Annotated in this window: 15 protein-coding genes; 6 read left to right on the top strand and 9 right to left on the bottom strand. The window is 59.8% G+C overall.

Annotated features, from left to right (window positions below):
• Positions 1-94: 94 nt before the first annotated feature.
• The 3 genes from VEG30_10215 to VEG30_10205 all read right to left on the bottom strand — a co-directional run bounded on the left by VEG30_10215 (position 95) and on the right by VEG30_10205 (position 4,019).
• Complete coding sequence (locus VEG30_10215; GenBank protein HXZ80292.1) at positions 95-1,957, bottom strand: sodium:solute symporter family protein; 1,863 nt, start codon at positions 1,955-1,957, stop codon at positions 95-97.
• 365 nt (positions 1,958-2,322) lie between these two features.
• Complete coding sequence (locus tag VEG30_10210; GenBank protein ID HXZ80291.1) at positions 2,323-3,039, bottom strand: lipid-binding SYLF domain-containing protein; 717 nt, start codon at positions 3,037-3,039, stop codon at positions 2,323-2,325.
• Between the two features lie 170 nt (positions 3,040-3,209).
• A complete protein-coding gene (locus tag VEG30_10205) occupies positions 3,210-4,019 on the bottom strand; it encodes an IclR family transcriptional regulator (GenBank protein ID HXZ80290.1) in 810 nt (269 codons plus the stop codon).
• A gap of 261 nt (positions 4,020-4,280) precedes the next feature.
• Here VEG30_10205 and aceA point away from each other — a divergent pair, with 261 nt between their 5' ends.
• The gene (gene aceA, locus VEG30_10200) at positions 4,281-5,693 is read left to right on the top strand and encodes an isocitrate lyase (GenBank protein HXZ80289.1); all 1,413 of its coding nucleotides are present in this window, start codon (positions 4,281-4,283) and stop codon (positions 5,691-5,693) included.
• A gap of 146 nt (positions 5,694-5,839) precedes the next feature.
• On the opposite strand, the gene VEG30_10195 is transcribed toward aceA, so the two are convergent.
• On the bottom strand, positions 5,840-6,799 hold the full coding sequence (locus VEG30_10195; GenBank protein ID HXZ80288.1) for an NAD(P)-dependent oxidoreductase: 960 nt from the start codon (positions 6,797-6,799) through the stop codon (positions 5,840-5,842).
• Positions 6,796-9,081, bottom strand: coding sequence for a S9 family peptidase (locus VEG30_10190; GenBank protein ID HXZ80287.1), 2,286 nt, complete (start codon positions 9,079-9,081; stop codon positions 6,796-6,798). The genes VEG30_10195 and VEG30_10190 overlap by 4 nt, the downstream gene beginning before the upstream one ends.
• Positions 9,082-9,400: 319 nt before the next feature.
• On the opposite strand from VEG30_10190, the gene VEG30_10185 reads away from it, so the two are divergent.
• The 4 genes from VEG30_10185 to VEG30_10170 all read left to right on the top strand — a co-directional run bounded on the left by VEG30_10185 (position 9,401) and on the right by VEG30_10170 (position 13,486).
• Positions 9,401-10,177, top strand: a complete 777-nt coding sequence (locus VEG30_10185) for a C4-type zinc ribbon domain-containing protein (protein HXZ80286.1) — start codon at positions 9,401-9,403, stop codon at positions 10,175-10,177.
• Between the two features lie 17 nt (positions 10,178-10,194).
• A complete protein-coding gene (locus VEG30_10180) occupies positions 10,195-11,202 on the top strand; it encodes a tetratricopeptide repeat protein (GenBank protein HXZ80285.1) in 1,008 nt (335 codons plus the stop codon).
• An 83-nt stretch (positions 11,203-11,285) separates the two neighbouring features.
• Positions 11,286-12,290, top strand: a complete 1,005-nt coding sequence (locus VEG30_10175; GenBank protein HXZ80284.1) for a tetratricopeptide repeat protein — start codon at positions 11,286-11,288, stop codon at positions 12,288-12,290.
• Positions 12,291-12,313: 23 nt separating this feature from the next.
• Positions 12,314-13,486, top strand: a complete 1,173-nt coding sequence (locus VEG30_10170) for a class I SAM-dependent rRNA methyltransferase (GenBank protein ID HXZ80283.1) — start codon at positions 12,314-12,316, stop codon at positions 13,484-13,486.
• 44 nt (positions 13,487-13,530) lie between these two features.
• Here VEG30_10170 and VEG30_10165 read toward each other — a convergent pair whose 3' ends face one another.
• Together VEG30_10165 and VEG30_10160 are read right to left on the bottom strand one after the other, a co-directional pair.
• Positions 13,531-14,349, bottom strand: coding sequence for a type III pantothenate kinase (locus VEG30_10165; protein HXZ80282.1), 819 nt, complete (start codon positions 14,347-14,349; stop codon positions 13,531-13,533).
• Between the two features lie 6 nt (positions 14,350-14,355).
• A complete protein-coding gene (locus tag VEG30_10160) occupies positions 14,356-15,477 on the bottom strand; it encodes a biotin--[acetyl-CoA-carboxylase] ligase (protein HXZ80281.1) in 1,122 nt (373 codons plus the stop codon).
• A gap of 141 nt (positions 15,478-15,618) precedes the next feature.
• Between VEG30_10160 and VEG30_10155 the strand changes: the two genes are divergently transcribed.
• Positions 15,619-16,158 carry a DUF1579 family protein gene (locus VEG30_10155; protein HXZ80280.1) on the top strand — a complete coding sequence of 180 codons (540 nt, stop codon included), beginning with the start codon at positions 15,619-15,621 and terminating at the stop codon, positions 16,156-16,158.
• Positions 16,159-16,195: 37 nt separating this feature from the next.
• On the opposite strand, the gene nadC is transcribed toward VEG30_10155, so the two are convergent.
• The gene (gene nadC, locus VEG30_10150) at positions 16,196-17,074 is read right to left on the bottom strand and encodes a carboxylating nicotinate-nucleotide diphosphorylase (GenBank protein HXZ80279.1); all 879 of its coding nucleotides are present in this window, start codon (positions 17,072-17,074) and stop codon (positions 16,196-16,198) included.
• A 213-nt stretch (positions 17,075-17,287) separates the two neighbouring features.
• Positions 17,288-18,689: class I tRNA ligase family protein (locus VEG30_10145; GenBank protein ID HXZ80278.1), on the bottom strand; the 1,402-nt coding region annotated here is incomplete at its 5' end.

The raw sequence follows: 18,689 nt of genomic DNA, 5'->3' as shown, positions 1-18,689 counted from the left end.
CCACGTGGGAACGGACGTCCCCGTCCGTTCAGGTCGAGGCCTAGCCTCGACAATTTAGAGCGCTCGCTGACTGCTGACTACTGACTCCTGCCCCTCACACCTTCGCCGCCATCTTTGCAGCGCCCATCCCAGCCTCCCGCTCCGCGCCCCAGCCGCGTGCCGTCTGATCCAGGTAGAGCAGCACTGCGCAGATCACCGCTCCCACCGCCAGTATCAGCCCCAGGCTTGTCTGCTTCAGCAGCAGCTTGCCCGTGCCCAGCAGCGCGCAATAGATCATGCCGCAACCCAGCACCCAGGCTATGAGATTGCGTCCCAGATCCCGCGTGGGCATCACGTCCGGCATTCGCGCCGCCACCGGTTGCCAGCCGCGTACGTCCGGCCGCACCTTGCGGTAGAAGCGATCCAGCACCTCTTCCTGCTCCGGCCGCGTCAGCAGCGTCACCGCCACCCAGACCACAGTAGCCACAACCGTAGTGGTCAGCGCGGTTTTAGCGAACAGCACCGAGCTTGCTCCCGAGAACGGCGACGCGCGCCCCACCAGCCGCATCCAGAGCCCGCTCCAGTTCAGTACCGCTGTCACTACCAGCGAAGTCGCCATCGCCGAAATCTCGCTCCAGGCGTTGATCCGCCACCAGTACCACCGCAGGATGTACACCGCGCCCGTGCCGGCTCCGATCTGCAGCACAATCTGCCAGCCCGAACCGATCGACGCCAGCTGCAGCGACACCCACGCCGACGCGATCACCAGCAGTACCGTGGCCAGCCGCGACACATTCACATAATGCCCCTCACTCGCATTCTTCTTCAGAAACCGCCTGTAGAAATCCGACACCAGGTACGACGCGCCCCAGTTCAACTGCGTCGCCACCGTGGACATGAAAGCCGCCAGAAATCCCGCGATGGCCACTCCCCGCCAGGCGTGTGGCAGGTGCTGATTGAGCATCAGGATGAACCCGCTCTCCGGCTGCGCCAGGTTGGGGTAAAGCACAATCACGCCCAGCGCCGTGATGATCCACGGCCACGGCCTTAGCGCATAATGCGCCACGTTGAACCACAGCACCGAGAGCAGTCCGTTGCGCTCATCCTTGGCGCTGAAGATTCTCTGCGCGATGTAGCCCCCGCCGCCCGGCTCCGCCCCGGGATACCAGAAGGCCCACCACTGTAAACCGATGTTCACCAGGAACGTGATCACGGGATATGCCCACAGCGGCTCCGCCGTCAGCCCGCGCGAAAACTCCGGCAGCATCTTCAGAGGATTGGCGGCTTGCGGCCCAGCCGCCGCCGACATCGCACTCAGCTTCGCGATCATCACATCCATGCCGCCGATCGCCTTCACCGCATAAAACGCCAGCGCGATCACGATCCCCATCTTCAGGCAGAACTGGAAGAGGTCAGTCCACAGCACCCCCCAGAGTCCGCCCAGCGACACGTACAAGCCGGTAAAGGGAACGATGAACAGCACGGTAATTGCCAGCGCGTTTCGCTCGCTGACTCCCATCGTGGTGCTGACAATGCTCACCATGGCGCGCGTTACCCAGCCCAGGATCAGGCAATTCATCAGCAGCCCGAGGTAGATCGCCCGGAACCCGCGCAAAAATGCCGCCGGCTTTCCCGCGTAGCGGATCTCCGCAAATTCCACATCGGTGATCACTCCGCTGCGCCGCCACAGGCGTGCGAACAGAAAAACCGTCATCATGCCCGACAGCAGCATGCTCCACCACAGCCAGTTCCCGCCGATCCCTTGCCGGTACACCAGGCCGGTGACTACCAGCGGCGTGTCCGCTGCAAACGTCGTCGCCACCATCGACGTGCCCGCCAGCCACCAGGACACATCGCGCCCCGATACGAAATACTCGTCCACGCTCTTACCCGAACGGCCGCGGAAATAAAGCCCCAGCAGCAGCGTGATTCCCAGGTAGGCGGCAATCGCACTCCAGTCCAGCAGGGTGAAATTCATGACGTGGTACTTCCTTCTGTTGGCGGTGCTTGATCCTGATCCGGCGTCCGATCCTGATTAGCCACTCGACCGTGATGGTGCGAATTCTTAACCGGCGTCGCCCTGGTTATTCCCCAGATGCGGCCATATCTTTCCGATTCCCACGTCACCTGTCAATCCGCAGCTACAACTGCCCCCCTGACGAACCACGTGGGAACGGACGTCCTCGTCCGTTCAGATCGAGGCGCAGCCGGACAGCCGCCAAAAGCGCCTGAAGCCGTGCCCCTTCACGATTGTCATCACGAGCGAGCGAACGAGAGCGAGGGATCTGCGGTTTTGAATTACCTGGAACCACACAAGGAAACGAAGGGCATCCACCCGAATCTCTACTCTTCCCTTAATGACTTCGGGTCCGACAAATTCCGCGGCGACTTCCGATTCAGCACCGACACCAGCTTCTGTCCCGAAGCCGGCGTCCCCACCGCGTGCTCCTTAATAATCTGCTTCGCCGTCAGCTTCCGGCCATACAGGTTCTCATTCGCGCCATTGTCCTGACGCAGCGTCGAACCCTCCAAGGAAATCCCGGCAAATAGTCCCCGCGCCCGCGAATAGGACAGGATCTCAGCCCGCATTACGATATCGGTCGCCGCAGTCGCGTCGCGCCCCTTTGGACCCGCTGCAGCGGCCGCATCCGCTCCCAATTTCACCTTGCTCTTCAAAAGCGAGTTCGCCCCCCGCGGATTCATCACCAGCAGCACGAAATCCGTTTCCTCGCCACCCAGCTGGAACCCGATGTTCGCCCCCTCCAGCGCATACATCGCTGGCGTGCCCCATCCGCCCGTGAAGTTCTGTCCCGACCGGCAGATCATCGCGCCCCGTCCGAAGCTCCCGCCAACCCCAATGGCGAATTTCTTCACTCCCGGTAGCACCACTACGCATTCCGCCCGATTCAGAAGATCCTTAGGGATTCCATCCGGAATGTCGAGAATCTCCGTCAGCACCCGGCCTGACTCCTCCAGCCGGTCTACTTCCCGATGCTTTGCAAAACTCAGTAGCGGACAAATTAATGACGTCAGGACAAGAACAACAGCAGTTCTGCGCATGGCAACCTCTTCTGGGCGTTTCAGGCTGATCGGTTATTGCATATGTTTTCCTGCCCACGGTTGCCACGCCAGATTACCTAAGGCTTCTGACCCACTGACCCACTGACTTCTGCCTTCGCACTTCTGACTTCTAACTTCGTACTTCCTTCTTCCTTCTTCCTTCTTACTTCTTACTTCTCTTTTCTCACCTCTGTCTTCGCGCGCCAGCCTAGCTGGACCGAAACCTTTCGCGCTGCTTCCTTCACCATCTCCGCCAGCCGCGGTACGTGCTCCAGCGGGATCTGGTTCACCGTGCCGCTAACTCCCAAACTGGCCTCCAGACGCCCAGTCTCGTTGAACACCGGCGCGGCCAGGCAGCGCACTCCCAGGCTGTTCTCTTCGTTGTCGATCGAGTAGCCGCGCTCCCGCACTTTCTCCAGATCGCGCAGAAACCGGGACATGGTCGTGAGCGTGTGTTGGGTAATCTTTTTCAACCCGCCCCGCTCTTTCACGATTTCGTGTACCTTCTCCTCCGGCACATACGCCGCCAGCGCCTTGCCCACGCTGGTGGTGTGCACCTCCGCCCGTTTCCCCACCCAGGTATCCATCTTGATGAACCCCGGCGAATCCACCTTCGCCACGTACACCGCCTCCGTCCCATCAAGAATCGCCAGGTGCGCCGTCAGGTTGCTGTGCTCCACCAGTTGCCGCATGAACGGCATGGCCACGCTTCGCACATCCAACTCCGACAGCGCACTCCGCCCCAGGCTTAGCACCTTTACGCCCAGCTTGTACGGCCCCGTATCCTCGCGCCTCAGATACCCGTGCTTCTCCAGCGCTCGCAGCATGTAACTGGCTGTGCTCTTAGGGATGCCCAGCTTGCGGCTGATCTCCGCATTCGTCATGCCTCCGCCTCGCTGCGACACCGCTTCCAGGATCGCCAGTGTTCTCTCCACGGCGGTTGCCGGGTTCTCCTCCTGCTTGCGCGCCCCGCTTTTCATGGCATTCCTCCACTGTTGAATAACTCAACAGTTTAAACTTCAGCGTACACTACAGTGAATTAGTGTTCAACGTATTGAACACACCCCTTGACCCTCGATTTTCCCTGCTCTATCGTCGCTTTTCATCAGGCTGAATGGATGTTCAGCATATTGAACACCGTTACGGACCTGATGGGCCCCGGGAAGCTTATCGGTGGTTACGAGTTCCGGCTTCTACTCGACCCGATCAGCACAATGACGACGAGAGGAGATCTTTTTTCCATGCCCACCAACGGACACGCTCCCGAATTCACTCAACCATGGACTACCGACTCGCGCTGGAAAGGAATCGAGCGCCCTTATACGGCCGACGAAGTTCAGCGCCTGCGCGGCTCCCTGCACATCGAACACACCCTCGCCCGGCTGGGCGCCGAGCGCCTGTGGGAGCTGCTCCACTCCCAGCCGTATATCGCCGCTCTTGGCGCGCTCACCGGCAATCAGGCCATTCAGATGGTTAGCGCCGGACTACAGGCCATCTACGTCAGCGGCTGGCAGGTTGCAGCCGACGCCAACCTCTCCGGCCAGATGTATCCCGACCAGAGCCTGTATCCCGCGGACAGCGTCCCCGCCCTCGTACGCCGCATCAACAGCGCCTTCCAGCGTGCCGACCAGATCCATCACGCCGAAGGCAAGAACGGAACCTACTGGTTTGCTCCTCTGATCGCCGACGCCGAGGCCGGCTTTGGTGGCAACCTCAACGCCTTCGAATTAATGAAGGCCATGATCGAGGCCGGTGCCGCCTGCGTTCACTTCGAAGACCAGCTCTCTTCGGTGAAGAAGTGCGGCCACCTCGGAGGCAAGGTGCTGGTCCCGACTTCGGAAGCGATTCAGAAGCTCGTCGCCGCTCGTCTTGCTGCCGACGTTATGGGAGTCCCCACGCTCATCTTGGCTCGCACCGATGCCCACAGCGCCCGCCTGCTCACCACCGACATCGATCCCATCGACCGCCAGTTCATCACCGGTGAGCGCACCGTTGAGGGCTTTTTCCGTCTGCACGACGACGGTCTGCAATGCGCCATCGCCCGCGGTCTCGCTTACGCGCCCTACGCCGACCTGGTCTGGTGCGAAACCTCCGAGCCCGATCTTGAGGAAGCCCGGGAATTCGCCGAAGCGATTCACGCCCGTTTCCCCGGCAAGCTGCTGGCGTACAACTGCTCGCCGTCGTTCAACTGGAAGAAGAAGCTCGACGACGCCACCATCGCCCGTTTCCAGCGCGAACTCGGCGAAATGGGATACAAATTCCAGTTTGTGACGCTCGCCGGATTCCACGCGCTCAACCTCAGCATGTTCGAGCTGGCTCGCGCCTACCGCCAGACCGGTATGACTGCCTACTCCCGTCTGCAGGAAAAGGAATTCAGCCGCGAGTACAGCCACGGATACGCAGCTGTGAAACACCAGCACTTTGTCGGCACCGGCTACTTCGACATGGTGGCGAATGCCATTACCGCCGGCGCCTCTTCCACTACCGCCCTGCATGGCTCGACCGAAGAGGCGCAGTTTGCCGAGGTCAAGAAGCCTCCGCTGCACATCCCCATTGGCGAAGACTCGGCCTGCCGCCCAATCCTGGGCGAATGTCCGCTGATTGCGCCTCCCGATGCTCCTCGCAGCGAAATCGATCCTCCCGGCGCCGACTGAACAACCGACGAACCCTGAGCTGCCCCACTCTAGCCTGCTTTTGGCTACGGTGGGGTAGTTCACGAACCACCCGGGAACGAACCACGTGGAAGGAACCACGTGGGAACGGACGTCCTCGTCCGTTCAGGTCGAGGCGCGGCCTCGACTCATTTGCCCCTCGATGATTCAAACATCGCCTCGCAATCTCCCCGTCGTTTCCACTCTCGCCCCACCTCCGGCCATACACCCTGCACCGGCTTCCACCTCAGCACCTCTCTGGCCTTTTGATTGGAACAGCGAAACGATGACGGCCTTGGCTTGCTCAAATCCACCCGCGGCCGCGGTCCTCCCACTAACTCCGCTAAATGCTCGATGTACTCCCGATACCGGATCGGCTCATCGCAGATATTGAACGTCGAACCTGCCGGCGCGCGCTCCAGCGCCATCACATATGCGGCCGCTGCATCCTCGACGTGCACCGGTGAAATCCAGTTCGCCCCATCACCGGCAATTATTTTTTTTCCCTCTCGCAACTGCTCAATCTGCCGCTCCTGACCCGTGCCCGGACCAACGAAATATCCTTCCCGCAGCACCACCCATCGCACCTCTCTCTGCTGATGCCGGAACAGCCGCATCATCGACTCCACGATCGCTACCGCCTGGCAGACGTGCGCGCGTTCGGGAGTTTTGTCCAGCGGAGCCGATTCATCCAGCCAGGCCTCACCTCCGTCGCGATACCCCATCACCACGCTCTGCGCCAGGAAACAATTCACTCCTGCTTCCAGCGCGGCTCGCTGCAGCCGCCCAGTCCCACGTGTGCGAATCTGCGTATTCCGATCCCATGCCCCCGAGGCCTTTGCATCCTCAGGTATCGCCGTCGCCGCGTGGATCACCGCATCGCAGCCCTCCAGCAGCGACACCATCCGCGCCTCAACTCCCGACTCCAACAGATCACATCGAACCGTCTCCAGCCGCGAACCTGCCTCCCATCCTGGCATCGCTTTCCAGAGCCGTTCTGCCTTCTCAACATCACGCACCAGACATCGCACCGCGTGTCCCGCCGCCAGCAGTTGCGGGACCAGCGCTCGCCCCAGCACCCCCGTCGCTCCCGCCAGCGCAACCTTCACGGCTGAGACGCTCCCGTGCCAGTCGCCGGAGTCGGCAACATCAACTCGCGCTCAAACTGAGCCAGAATGCGGTGAAACAGATGCACCCGCGCCTCTGCTCCCGCGATGGAATGTGTCTTGTTGGGATAAACCTGCAGATCGTACGCCACGCCGGCTTTGACAAACGCCTGGATCATCTGCACGCTGTTTTGAAAATGCACGTTATCGTCGCTGGTCCCGTGGACCAGCAGCAGATGTCCCTTGAGATTGGCGGCGCCGGTTGTCGGCGAGCTGGCCTTGTAGCCTGCTTCGTTCTCACCCGGCACACCCATGTAGCGCTCGGTATAAATCGAATCGTACAACTTCCAGTCGGTAACCGGCGCTACTGCCACCCCTGCCTTGAAGCGGTCAGAATGCGTCATAGCGTACAGCGTCATGTACCCACCGTAGCTCCAGCCCCAAAATCCTACCCGGCTGGAATCGAGTTGTGGATATCGCTGCAACACTTGATCCAGAGCTGCCAGTTGATCTTGCAATTCCACTTTGCCGAACTCCGACCGCAATGCCGCGGCAAACTCTCTGCCGCGTGCTGACATGCCGCGATTGTCTACGCATAAAACGGCAAATCCTCCCTGCGCCATAACCTGGTCGAAGAGCGCCGTGGCGCCGGCCCAATCGTCATCTACCCGCTGCACCCCCGGCCCACCGTAAGGGTTGAGAATCAGCGGAACCTTCCCCGAGCTCTGCCGAGGCAATAGCAATTCGCCATAAAGCCTCGTCTTTCCATCCGCCGCCTTGAATTCCAGAAACTCAGGCGTAACCACTGAATATTGCTCCAGGCTGCGCGATTCCCAGAACCCCTGGCAGGAATCAGCGGCTTCTGGCCCCGCTGCCGTACGGCACAATGCAAACCGCGGCGGCGTCATCAACGCTGTGAAGCGGTCGATGTATTGGCCGCCATCATCGGAGAACAGCGTCTGGTGCGTGCCCTTTTCCTGCGTGATCCGCCGAAAATCGCTGCCATCCAGCTTGACCGAATACAGCTGCCGCTGCTTGGCATCCTCGGCATTGGCCGTAAAAAACACCAAGCCTGCCGCCTCATCCACGTGATTCACTTTGAACACTTCAAACTCGCCACGCGTGAGCTGCGCTACCTGCTTCGCCTCGCCCCCCAGCGGATTCTGCTGATCGAACCCATACAGATACAGTTGCTCATGCCCATCTCGCCAGCTCTTCCATAGAAACCGGTCCCCCGACTTGAGCACGTGAAAGTCGTCGTTCACCTCGATCCATGTCGGGCTGGTCTCGCTGAGCACCTGACGCGTGTGCCCATTGCTCGCGTCGGCAAAATACAGCTCGATCCGGTTCTGCAGCCGATTGAGCACCTCGAAATACAGCACCCCTTCGCGCACCCACCCAAATCTTGGTATATAGAGGTTCTTATATTCCTCGCCGAAATCGATCCAGCGCACCTTGCCGCCATTCCCATTCACCACTCCCAGTCGTACTTCGGGATTGGGGTCGCCCGCCTTGGGATACTTCTGCTCCTCCACGCGCGGATGCAGCGGGAGCCAGTCCGTGATCGGATACGTGGGGACCGGCTTTTCATTCATCTGCAGAAATACGATCTGCCTGCTCTCTGGCGACCAGAAGTAGTTGCTGCGCACGTCCAGTTCTTCCGCATACACCCAGTCCACTTCTCCATTCAGGGTGTCGTCACTATCCGAGTGAGTAAGCTGCCGCTCGCCACCATCAGGCAGCGCGCGTGTCCAAACGTCATGTTTGCGGACATAAGAAACATAGCGGCCATCAGGCGAAAACTTGGGATCGCTACTGGGATCGGGCGAAGAGGTCAATTGCACGCCCGTGCCGCTCTCCAGGCCGTAATACCAGAGCTGCCCATGCGAGTCGAAGAGCAGATGCTTGGAGTCTGGCGCCCAGTGATAGGCCGCCACCGCATATCGCGTGGCCCACTCCTTCTGCCGCTCATCGGCGATTTTGGTTGCCGGCGGCGCCAGCGAAGCAAGTTTGGTTTCTCCCACCAGCACTGCTTTCTGCCCATTCGCCGCGTCCACGTACCACAATTCGCCATGTTCGCCGGAAGCATCCCTTTGCACGAACGAGATCTTCTTGCCATCCGGACTCCATTCCAGCGTCTCCGGAGTTCGTCCCGTGATCCCTCCTTCCGCGAAGATGGCTTCAATTGTGAGTTCGGTCGCGGGACTCTGTGCCCAGGCTTCTTGGCCGGGGACTGCGCATGAGATCAGGCACAACAGGCCTAGCAGAACCAGCGGAGGTTTCATTCAGGCTCCTAGACTTCAGCAAGGGTGAGGGGAAACATAAGAGTCTACACTGCCATATGGCGCGACACTCGGTGACCTGGACACTCCTGTCCGCGTGTTATCAACAAGAAGGTGTGGCTTGGACACGCGTGTGGCCCGGACACTCGTGTCTGCAGCCTTCGACAGCCTCTGACACCGCCTCCTGCTTCCTCCCAGCCCGCCCGAAGTCCACACGACCCGAAGCATCACATTGATCCCAAATCACTTACATGTTGCATGTTCCTGCTGCCCAACCCGAAGCGTTCACCATGCGTGTTACAATCTCCGCACCTGGCCCTCCATGAATTCTGACCTGCAGAATCTGATTGAACTGCAAAAAGTTGACCGGGAAATCGCGCGCCTCACCGCCGAGATTGCCTCGTTGCCTAAGCGCGTAGCGGCCATCGAAGAGAAACTGCGATCCTCTCGCGAGCGCATGGAGGCTGCTAAAGGAGTTCTCAAGGCCGACGAGCAAGCCCGCCGCAAATACGAAGGCGAAATTCAATCTCTCCAGCAGAAAATTTCCAAGTATCGCGAGCAGCAGCTCGCCGTGAAGACCAACCAGGAATATAAAGCTCTGACCCACGAAGTCGAGTTTTCCGAGCAGCAGATTCGCAACTTCGAAGACAAAATCCTGGAAATCATGCTCGATGCCGAAGACAAAGAGCGCATCGTCAAGCAGACCGAAGGCGAGTTGCGCACCCACACCGCGGCCATCGAAAAGGAAAAAACCGAAGCCCGCGCCCGCACCGCAGAAGACGAAAAGCTGCTGGCCGATTTTAAAGCGCAACGGGAGAGCCTGCGTTCGGCTACCGACTCCGATGCTCTGCGCCACTACGATCGCGTTCTCAAACTCCGCGGTAGTGCCATCGCCGAAGCCATCAATCATCGCTGCTCTGCATGCCAGGTGATGTTGCGGCCCCAGATCTACAACGACGTGCAGAGCAATCAACACTTGCTAACTTGTGATTCCTGTAATCGCATCCTCTTTTATGACCCCTCGCACGAGCCGGAAGCGGTGAGTGAGCAGGGTGCAGTAGCAGAAAAGCCGGTCAGCAACAATCTTCCCGCTCACTAGCTTCGGGGAGGTGGATCATGCGCGCATCTCTGTTTACCCTTACCCTCATCGCCTGCTCCGTCTTCTCCTGGGCCCAACGTGGCGCGCCCCCCAATGTGAGCCGGCCCGCGGAAGTCCGCATTCAGGTCGTCACTGCCAATGATCGTTCCATCGAAAATGCAGTGCAGGTTGAGTTGACCTCTGTCGATGGCGTCCCCATTGATACCGCCAGCACCGGCGGCGAGGGCTTCGCGCTGTTCCATGGTATGAATCCCGGCTCCTACCGCGTGCGGGTCAGCGGCACCGCGATCGAGACCACGACTTCAGATGTCTTCGCGATCATGCCGGGCGAAGGCATGCATCGCGAAGTGGTCCATGTGAATCTTAGAGCTCCGCGGGGTGATCAAAGGGCGCAGGCCAGTCCAACTTCTGGCGGCCCGACCATCTCTGCGGCCGAGTTGAATGTCCCTCCCAAAGCCAGGAACGAAATGGATAAGGGGATGGAGGCCTTCACTAAAGGGGATCTCAACAAAGCGGTTGAGCGCTTCCAAAAAGCTGTCGCCATTTACCCGCAATATTCGCAAGCTTATTACAACCTCGGCGTTACCCTGATGAAGATGGGCGACCCTATCCAGGCGAAAGACGCCTTTCAGAAATCGGTCAGCGTAAATGACCATTTTGCTCCCGGCTATATCAATCTGGCGCGCCTGGCGGTTGCCGACAAGAATTTTCCCGACGCCACGGTGTTGCTCAACAAAGCGCTGGCTATCGCTCCCAACAATCTGGAAGCGTTGTCGTTGTTGGCTAGTGTGCAACTCATGAACCAGGATCTGGATCAAGCCCTCGCTACCGCCCGCAAGGCCCACAGCATCCCGCATCAGGGATATGCCGATGTCCACCTGGTGGCGGCCGACGTGCTCGTGCTTCAGCATCATGAACCGGAAGCGATCGCCGAGTATGAGACTTACCTGCAGGAGTATCCAGACAGCCCGCGCGCTTCCCAGGTGAGGCAAGCTCTGGCGAAAATGCAGGCCCAGGCTCAATAGCCGATCTTGCAGCCGCCCCGCGGGGCGTACCGCAAGCGATAAACGGAACTTCGAACCAAGGCAGCCACTGCGTTGGAGGCACCATGCGACGGCACCTGTTCCTGCTTTCACTTCTGCTCTTAGCCGCTCCTCTGTTCGGCCAGCGCGGTCGGCCCGGATCGCAAGCTGGATCCGACCTGGTCATCCGCATTTCCTCTCAAACTGACAGGCAAGTTTCCGAAGAGCATCTTCGGGTCCAGCTCCTCAATGCCGGCGGCGTACCGATGTCGGAGACCTTCTCCGCTTTTGACGGCACCGCCACCTTTCACGATGTCGGCTCGGGGAATTACAAGATCCGCATCTCGGGCAATTCTATCGACACCGTGACCACAGACCTGTTTAACATTCAAACCGGCGAGGGCGAACACACCGAATATGTGCACGTCGCGGTCAAGACACCGGCAGCCGCCGCCGAGGCTGCGCCCGCTCCCCATCAGCAACCTATCGTCTCCCTGTCTGATCTCAACGCTCCGCCTGCCGCCAAGTCCGAGCTGGATAAGGGTAACGATGCTTTTGCAAAGGAAGATCTGAAGACTGCGTCCATCCGATTTCAGAAGGCGATCGAGATTTATCCCCAGTATGCCCGCGCTTACAACAACCTCGGCGTTGTCGCGATGAAGCAGGCGCAGAAAGACCAGGCCAAATCGAATTTTGAGAAATCCATCAGCCTCGACGAACGCTTCGTGCCGGGATATATCAATCTGGCTCGTCTCGCACTCAACGACCAGAACTCAAGCGACGCTACTGCCCAGCTTAACAAAGCTCTCGCTGTCGATCCCAGCAACGTGGAAGCCCTGGCTTTGTTGGCGCGTGCGCTTTATATGGGCAAAAACTATGATGAGGCCTTGGCGACCGCGCGACGAGTGCACCTCATGCCTCACGAACGCTATTCCGAAGTGCACTTGATTGCCGGCAATATACTCATGGCCCAGCGTGAGCCGAAAGAAGCGGCAGTGGAGTTTGAAATATACCTGAAAGAAAGCCCCGACAGTCCACGCGCCCCCGCAGTGCGGCAACTATTGGCCAAGCTGCAGGCACAAGCGCAGTAGCGGCCGAAATTCCGATCGTAACCGTGAGCCAGCGCGCGGCCTCCCGGCTGCGCCAGGGTCACGTCTGGGTGTACCGCTCCGACCTGCCCTCCCGGCTTGAATTTCCTCCCGGCTCGCTTGTCGAGGTAGCGGACCCGACTGGCAACGTCATCGGCTCCGCCTTCTACAGCAGTTCCTCTCAGATTGCCTTACGCATGATCTGGACTGGATCCCGGCCGCACCCGGATGTCCCGACTTTAGTCAAGGAGCGCGTCAAAGCGGCAGTGCGCCTGCGCCGCCGGCTTGTCGAGAACTCCGATGCTTACCGGCTGATCTACGGCGAGGCCGATCAACTGCCCGGAATCATTGCCGACCGCTACAACGATATTCTCGCCCTGCAATTCCTCACCCAGGCAACAGATCGTGACACGATACAAGAAGCGCTGATCGCCACTCTGCTCGACGAACTCAAACCCGCTGCCATTCTCGAGCGTGTGGACGATCGCATCCGTGAGCTCGAACAATTGCCTCCGCGACAGACCGGCCTGCTTCTCGGCGACAAAACCTCGACCATCATCCGCATGAACGGTGTCCAGTTTCATTACGACGGCATGCAGGGTCAGAAAACCGGCGCCTTCCTCGACCAGCGCGAGAACTACGCTGCCGCCGCGCAGTACGCTTTCGGCGACGCCCTGGACGTGTTCACCCATCAGGGCGGATTTGCGCTCCACCTTGCGTCGCACTGCGCCAGAGTCACTGCGGTGGACAGCTCCCGCCCCGCCCTGGAGGCCGCCGAACGCAACGAGCAGTTGAACCGCTCAAAAAATGATCGCCCGGAGATCGAGTGGATCGAAGCCAACGCCTTCGACCTCCTCAAGGATTACGCCGCCGCCCGCACACCATACGACACCATCATTCTGGATCCGCCAGCGTTCGCCAAGACGCGACGTGACCTGCCCAATGCTCTGCGCGGCTATAAGGAATTGAATCTTCGCGCCATGAAGATGCTGCGCCCGGGAGGAATTCTGCTCACCTGCACCTGTTCTCACCACGTGGGAGAGTACGACTTCGTGGAAATGCTGCGCTCAGCCGCAGCCGACGCTCGCCGCTCTCCCCGCGTCCTGGAAAAACGCAACCAGGCCCGGGATCACCCGATCCTGTTGCAGGTTCCCGAAACCAACTATCTGAAGTGTCTGATCCTTCAATTTGCAAGCTAACCCGGGTCAGAGGACGGTGTCATCATCCTGCTCGACTCGCCTTATCATCCCTGCCGCGCCGCCCGCTTCTTTGCCGGCCCCGGATTCCGCTCCCATATGATTCGCAGTCCCTCGAGTGTGAGCAGATCGTCCACATGTTTGATGAAACGCGAATGGTCTCCGATCAGGGGAGCCAGTCCCCCGGTGGCCACCACCTTGGTTTCCGGTCCCAGTTCCGCCAGCACGCGCTCCAGGATTCCGTCCACCAGGCCGAGATAGCCATAGAACAACCCCGACTGCATGGCGCTGACCGTGTTGGTGCCGATTATGCGGTTGGGCCGCCGGATGTCCACCCGCGGCAAGCGCGCCGTGTGCTCGAATAGCGCCTCCGCCGAGATGCCAATCCCCGGAGCGATTATGCCGCCCAGGTATTCTCCCTTTGCCGAGACCGCGTCGAAGGTCGTCGCCGTGCCGAAATCCACTGCCACGCACGGACCGCCGAACTTCTCGTACGCAGCCACGCTGTTGACCACGCGATCGGCGCCCACCTCCTGCGGGTTGTCCATCAGCAGCGGCATGCCGGTCTTCACTCCCGGCTCTACGAATAGCGGCTGCACGTGAAAGTACTTCTCGCAAACCTCATGCAATGTAGAGTTGAGTGGCGGAACCACCGAGGAGATCACGATCCCGCGCAGCGGTCCCACATCCAGCCCCGCCGTGGCGAACAGATTGCGGAACAGCACCCCGTACTCGTCGACCGTCTGCGTTTTCAGCGTGCCCACGCGCCAGTGCGCCACAATGCGGTCGTAACGTCCGCCCTGCTCGGATTGGTCAAAAACTCCGAGCACCGTGTTGGTGTTGCCGACATCCAGGACAAGAAGCATGAGAAATCAATTACCGGGAATCGCGCGTACTCCACCCGACAAAACCGTGCGCGTGCCACCTGGCGTCTCCACGCGTAGAAAACCGCGATCGTCGAGTCCGGCGGTTACACCTTCGTAGCCGCCATTCTCCTCTACATACACGCGCTTCCCGCGTGCATAGCTGGAATGTTGCTCGAAGCGCCGCAAAATCGAATCGCGTACCGCCCCTCGATCACTCTGAATCAGCCTGCTGTATTCCCGGTGCAGCGATTTTAGCAAAGCCGCTGTAAGCTCCACCCGCGACCAGCTTCGCCCAGTCTCGATTCGCAACGACGTCGCGATATCCTGCAACTCTGATGGAAACTGCTGCTGGTTGACGTTGATCCCGATTCCAACTACGGCATACTGCACACGGGTGACCTCGGCGTTCAGCTCGATCAGGATGCCGCAAAACTTCTTGCCGCCCAGCAGTAGATCGTTCGGCCAGCGCAGGTCCGCTCTCACCTTCGCCACTTCCTCCACTGCGGCTGCCACCGCCAGACCTAAAGCTAGGGAGAGCGCCAGGACGTCTGCCGGAGCCAGCGCTGGACGCAGAATCGCGGAAAGATAAATTCCACTCGATGGCGGCGATTCCCACGAGTGGCCGCTGCGTCCCCGGCCCATCGTCTGATGTTCGGCCACAAATGCAGTTCCCTCGGGTGCGCCTTCCCCCGCCGCGCGCATTGCCGCGACATTAGTCGACCCGATCCGGTACACATGCAGCAGATGATCAGCAAAAATCGTACCCCGCACCATCGGCGCCAGAATCTCAGGCAGTGGCAGATCGGGAACCTTCTTCAATTGATAACCGGCTGCCGGATGCCCCTCGATTTCCACTCCCAGCATGCGCAGCTGCTGGATCAACCGCCACACTTCCGAGCGGCTGGTTCCGATCTCCTGCGCCAGCTTGGTTCCGCTGATCACAAGCGTGGGGTAGCCGCTCAATACCGTGATGATCTTTCCCAGGCGGCAGTCGGTGAGTGGCGAATCGCTCTCCCCAGACCCGAGTTGTGGTATGCCTCGTTTCGCAGATGGATTGCGGGAACTGCGGCGCTTTGTCGCTGACTTGGTGATTTGCCGATTATCGACATTCCCCGCCCATTCGCGCAATCTGGTAGTGCGTTAGTTTGCAACTTACACTTTCCACCTCACGCGTTGCCCTCCGATTCCGCAATATGGCAATTCATCACCCTTATTGCTCCCTCTCGCACCCAATTGTGATAAAACTCCGTCTATTCTGAGAGCTTCCTCATGAAACCCAGCTTGTTCGGCACGATAATCCTTCTCGCGTTGAGCGTGCCTGCTCTCGCATTCCAGGCGGGAACCCAGGCGTCATCTGCGCCGCCCTGTTCCGGCACCGAGTGGCGGCAATTCGACTTCTGGATCGGAGAATGGAATCTCACCTGGCCTTCCCCTGACGGCAAGGGCGCCGAAAATGGCACCAACACCATCACTCGCGTGCTTGGAGACTGTGTAATCCTGGAGAATTTCACAGGCGGCGGTTCCAATCCAATGCGGGGAATGAGCTTCTCCACTTTCAGTCCCAAACAACAGAAGTGGCAGCAGATCTGGGTCGACGATCAGGGCAGCTACCTCGATTTTGTTGGCGAAATGAAGGGCAGCAAGATGATCCTGAGCCGCCAGACCACCGGCAAGAACGGCGAAAAAATTCTGCAGCGCATGGTCTGGACCAACATTACCCCCAACTCACTCGACTGGAGCTGGGAAATGTCGTCGGATCGGGGAAAGAACTGGAAAGTCCTGTGGCCGATCCACTACCAGCGAAAATAATCCGCTCAACCTTCGCTTTGACGGAGGTTCCCCCCCGCTACACCGGCTGCACCCGCAGATTCATGTCCACCGCCTGCGGAGAGTGGGTCAGAGCACCCACAGAAATGAAGTCGATTCCGGTCTCGGCGTAGGCGCGAACATTTTCCAGCGTGATCCCACCCGAGCACTCCAGCGGCAAACGCCGGGAATGATGCGAGACCCGGTCCACCGCCAACCGCACCTCCTCCGGCGGCATGTTGTCGAGCAGGATAGCCTCGGCGCCGTGCTGCAATGCCTGCTCCAGCTCCGACAAATTCCTTACCTCAATCTCGATCACCTGGACCCCTCGCCGATTACGTCGCGCCCGCTCCAGCGCCGGCACAATGCCGCCCGCCAGCGCAATGTGATTGTTCTTGATCAGGATCCCATCCGAAAGATCCAGACGGTGATTCTGCCCGCCTCCGCAGCGCACCGCATACTTATCCAGCACTCGCAGCCCCATTACCGTCTTGCGCGTATCCAGGATCTTGGCTTTCGTCCCGCTGACCGCGTCCACAAAATGACGCGTCATGCTAGCGATGCCGCTCAACCGCTGCAGCAGATTCAGAATCACGCGCTCGCAGGAGAGAATCACGCGCGCATTGTGGCGAATGGTAGCTACTACCTGCCCTTTGTGCAGACGCACCCCGTCGAAGACCTCCGGATGGCTGATGACCTCCGCATGCCCCACTACGTTGTGATCGAGATTGGCGTAGACATCAAGAATGCGCGAGACCGCGCCCAGGCCCGCCAGCACGCAATCCTGCCGGACCATGATCCGCCCTAGCCCCAACTGCTGCGGCTCGATGGAGACGGCAGTGGTCGCATCCTGCGTCGCCTTGTCCTCCAGCAACGCATTCTCCAGAATCGCCGTGATGCGCCGGCTCGTCCAATCCATACAAATTCGTGCAGCACAGGGAATCCTGCCTGTCCAGTTGCGACAACTCCCACTACTCACGTGGGAACGGACGTCCTCGTCCGTTCAGGGCGAGCGTTGCTCGCCAGCTACTTCTTCAACAAAACCCTTTGGGTGGCCCACCCTTTCGCCCGTTTTTGGCGAAGGGTGGGAAACAAGCTGGGTGCCCCACCCTGAGCGAAGGGTGGGATTCAGTTATGCCGCAGAGCCCTCCTTACCCAATTCACGCAGAGCTGATCTTATTTTCTCCCTCAGCACCCTCAACTCCTCCGCCCTGCTCCTCAGCCCTTCGATCACCTTCGCCGGAGCCTTCGCCAGGAACGCCTCATTCGCAAGCTGCCGCTCCGCGTTGGCCAGCTCCTTTTCTGTCTTCTCCAACTCCTTGCTCAGACGATCCCGCTCAGCCGCAACATCAATCTTCTTCTCGTACACCACCCTGACGTCAAACCGCGCCGTGCTCCGCGCCCCCGCCTGTTTGGCCAGCGAATGATCGACAAAGCGAATTCCTTCGACGCCAGCAAGGCGTTCGACTGCTCCGGTATTTGCCTCCACCAGCGCGCGAACCTCCGCGCCCGCATGCACCTCGATGGGAATCTTTGTCTTCTGCTCGATCTTAAGCTCGGCCCGCAGATTGCGCACACTCACGATCAGGTCCTGCAGGATCGCCATTTCCGTCTCGGCGGCTTCATCCATCTGCGCCGCATCCGCCTCCGGATACGCCGCCAGCGCAATCGACTTCACCGACGGCTTGCCACCATACAGCGCATGCCAGATTTCCTCTGTAATAAACGGCATGAACGGCGCCAGCAGCCGCAGCGCGCTCTCCAGCACAACAATAAAGTTGCTGCATGCCTGGCACGCCGTCGCCTGATCTTCAGAGTTCAGCCGCGGCTTGATCAGTTCCAGATACCAGTCGCAGAACTCGCCCCAGAAAAAGCTGTAGATCCCGTTCGCGGCCTCGTGGAATCGGTACGCCGCCAGCGCGTCGTTCATCTCTCCCGCCACGCGGTTCAGCCGTGACAAAATCCAGCGATCTTCCAGCGTGTTGGCGGGGAAACTCGCAAGCCCGCCCTCCGCCGCGGATGTGCTCCACCCCACAATCCCCAGCTTGTCCATGTTCATGAACATGAACCGCGCCGCGTTCCAGATCTTGTTGGCAAATGCGCGATAGCCCTCGGTGCGGTCGGGGTTGAACGCAATATCCGTTCCCGGCGAAGCCATCGCCGCCAGCGTGAAGCGCGTTGCGTCCGTTCCGTATTTCTCGATCACGTGGATGGGATCGAGCACGTTCCCCTTGGTCTTCGACATCTTCTGCCGCTCGGCGTCCCGCACCAGCGCGTGGATATAAACCTCGCGGAACGGCGCCGATTCACGCAGCTCGAGATCTTCCTCGCTCAGCCCCTCTCCATCCCGCGGCAGCTCGACCGGCCGATGCGGCGGCATCATGAAGTGGCACCCCATCATGATCATGCGCGCCACCCAGAAGAACAGAATGTCGAATCCCGTGATCAGCAACGACGTCGGGTAAAAGACCTCCAGGTCGCGCGTCGCCTTCGGCCATCCCAGCGTGGTGAAGGGCAGCAGCGCCGACGAAAAC

This window comes from Terriglobales bacterium, assembly GCA_035624455.1.
Lineage (GTDB): Bacteria > Acidobacteriota > Terriglobia > Terriglobales > Acidobacteriaceae > DASPRM01.
This window is presented reverse-complemented; position numbering and strand designations above follow the sequence as displayed.